Origin of the sequence: Burkholderia sp. SIMBA_051 (assembly GCF_046534915.1) — a bacterium.
GTDB lineage: Bacteria > Pseudomonadota > Gammaproteobacteria > Burkholderiales > Burkholderiaceae > Burkholderia > Burkholderia ambifaria.
Genome location: NZ_JAWRXS010000149.1, coordinates 1 through 306, shown reverse-complemented (window position 1 = coordinate 306; position 306 = coordinate 1). Strand labels below are relative to the sequence as shown.

At 57.2% G+C, this 306-nt stretch carries 1 protein-coding gene; it reads left to right on the top strand.

Annotated features, from left to right (window positions below; genetic code table 11):
- Positions 1–192: 192 nt before the first annotated feature.
- On the top strand, positions 193–306 hold a 114-nt coding region (locus SB771_RS33960; RefSeq protein WP_410721911.1), incomplete at its 3' end, for a rubredoxin.

Below are 306 nucleotides of genomic sequence, written 5' to 3'. Positions count from 1 at the left end.
CTCGGCTGCGAGTCAGAGCATACACGGTGTGTGTGACCAGGGCCTTTCAGCCGGCTTGGGCGCATTGCCGCAATGCCGCATGGGCAAACAACGGCCCGGTTGACGAATTCCGGTAATATTGCGGGTCGCCGCCATGCCCAAAAAAGGGGCAGACTTGGCAGATCATTGCATTGAACCAAAGAAGAGTGCGTCGTGAGCGAAGTAATAGAAGTGACGGAATACAAAAGCTGGGTCTGCCTGATTTGCGGCTGGATCTACAACGAGGAAGAGGGTCTGCCCGAAGAAGGCATCGCGCCGGGTACGCGC